This is a genomic window from Pseudarthrobacter sp. NPDC058119, assembly GCF_042884655.1.
In the GTDB taxonomy this organism is placed as follows: domain Bacteria; phylum Actinomycetota; class Actinomycetes; order Actinomycetales; family Micrococcaceae; genus Arthrobacter.
Map to the genome: position 1 here is coordinate 1 of NZ_JBHVTN010000020.1, position 2,142 is coordinate 2,142.

Sequence of the window (2,142 nt, forward strand, 5' to 3'; positions counted from 1 at the left end):
TCGTTGTACACGGTGAGGTAGTACATGACGTTCTGGTCCTCGGAGTCAGCACCGTACATGCGTTCGAGGCCGGAGCGGACGATGTGTCCGATTTCGTAGCCGTAGGCGGGGTCGTAGGTGAGGACGGCGGGGTTGGTGGAGGCCAGCAGCGGAGAGTGGCCGTCGGCGTGCTGGAGGCCTTCGCCGGTGAGGGTGGTCCGTCCTGCGGTGGCGCCGATGATGAAGCCGCGGGTCATTTGGTCCCCGGCGGCCCAGAAGGCGTCGCCGGTGCGTTGGAAGCCGAACATGGAGTAGAACACGTAGACCGGGACCAGGGGGACGCCGTGGGTGGCGTAGGAGGTGCCGGCGGCGGTGAAGGCTGCCACGGCGCCGGCTTCGTTGATGCCGGGGTGGATCAGCTGGCCTGCGGGGGATTCCTTGTAGGCCAGGACCAGGTCCCGGTCCACCGACAGGTAGTTCTGCCCCTTGGGGTTGTAGATCTTCGCGGTGGGGAAGAACGCATCCATCCCGAACGTGCGGGCCTCGTCCGGGATGATCGGGGCGATGTGCTTGCCAAAGTTCTTATCCCGCATCAGGTCCTTCAGGAGCCTGACGAACGCCATGGTGGTCGCCGCCTGCTGCTTGCCCGAACCGCGCTTGGCCACCTCGTAGGACTTCGCGTCCGGCAGGGTGATCTCGGCGTGGGTATCGCGGCGCTCCGGGACGGATCCGCCCAGGGCAGCGCGGCGCTCCATCATGTACTTGATTTCCGGGGCGTCGGTACCGGGGTGGTAGTACGGCGGCCGGTAGGAGTCTTTTTCAAGCTGCTCGTCGGTGACCGGGATCCGCAGGTGGTCGCGGAACTTCTTCAGGTCATCGAGGGTGAGCTTCTTCATCTGGTGGGTCGCGTTGCGGCCCTCGAAGTGCGGTCCGAGGCCGTAGCCCTTGACGGTGTGGGCGAGGATGACGGTGGGTTTGCCCTTGAATTCGGTGGCGGCTTTGTAGGCGGCGTAGACCTTGCGGTAGTCGTGGCCGCCGCGTTTGAGGTTCCAGATCTGGTCATCGGTGAGGTCCGCGACGAGGTCCTTGGTCTGCGGGGTCTTGCCGAAGAAGTGTTCGCGGACGAACCCGCCGGATTCGGCTTTGTAGGTCTGGTAGTCCCCGTCGACGGTTTCGTTCATGATTTTCACGAGCGAGCCGTCGGTGTCGCGGGTGAGCAGGTCATCCCATTCCCGGCCCCAGACGACCTTGATCACGTTCCAGCCCGCGCCGCGGAAGAACGCTTCGAGTTCCTGCATGATCTTGCCGTTGCCGCGCACCGGCCCGTCCAGGCGCTGGAGGTTGCAGTTGATCACGAAGTTCAGGTTGTCCAGGTTCTCGTTCGCGGCGAGCTGGAGCAGGCCGCGGGACTCGGGCTCGTCCATTTCACCGTCGCCCAGGAACGCCCAGACCTGCTGGTCGGAGGTGTCTTTCAGGCCCCGGTTGTGCAGGTAGCGGTTGTTCTGCGCCTGGTAGATCGCGTTCATCGGCCCGATGCCCATGGACACGGTGGGGAATTCCCAGAACGCCGGCATCAGCCGCGGGTGCGGGTAGGAGGACAGGGCGTGGCCCTGCCGGGACTTTTCCTGCCGGAACCCGTCCAGGTCTTCCTCGGACAGGCGGCCTTCCATGAACGCCCGGGCGTACATGCCCGGGGAGGCGTGGCCCTGGAAGAAGACCTGGTCCCCGCCGCCGGGGGCATCCTTGCCGCGGAAGAAGTGGTTGAACCCGACCTCGTAGAGGGTCGCGGCCCCGGCGTAGGTGGAGATGTGCCCGCCGACCCCGATGTCGGGCCGCTGCGCCCGGTGCACCATGACCGCGGCGTTCCACCGCATATAGGCCCGGTAGCGGCGCTCGTACTCCTCGTTGCCGGGGAACGCAGCTTCCTGGTCCACCGGGATCGTGTTCACGTAATCGGTGGTGGTCACCATCGGCACCCCCACGCTCTGCGCGCCCGCGCGCTGCAGCAGGCTCCGCATGATGTATTGGGCACGCTCGGTGCCCTGTTCCCTGATCAACGCATCCAGGGACTCAACCCACTCGGCAGTCTCTTCCGGATCACGATCAGGCAGCTGGTTAGTCAACCCGCTGAGGATATGGGAGGTATCTTCTCCTGCAGCCACG

Annotated in this window: 1 protein-coding gene; it reads right to left on the reverse strand. The window is 65.4% G+C overall.

What is annotated here, in order from left to right; all coding sequences use genetic code 11:
• Positions 1–2,141: pyruvate dehydrogenase (acetyl-transferring), homodimeric type (gene aceE / locus ACFVTD_RS20955; protein WP_387567090.1), on the reverse strand; the 2,141-nt coding region annotated here is incomplete at its 3' end.
• Position 2,142 lies beyond the last annotated feature (1 nt).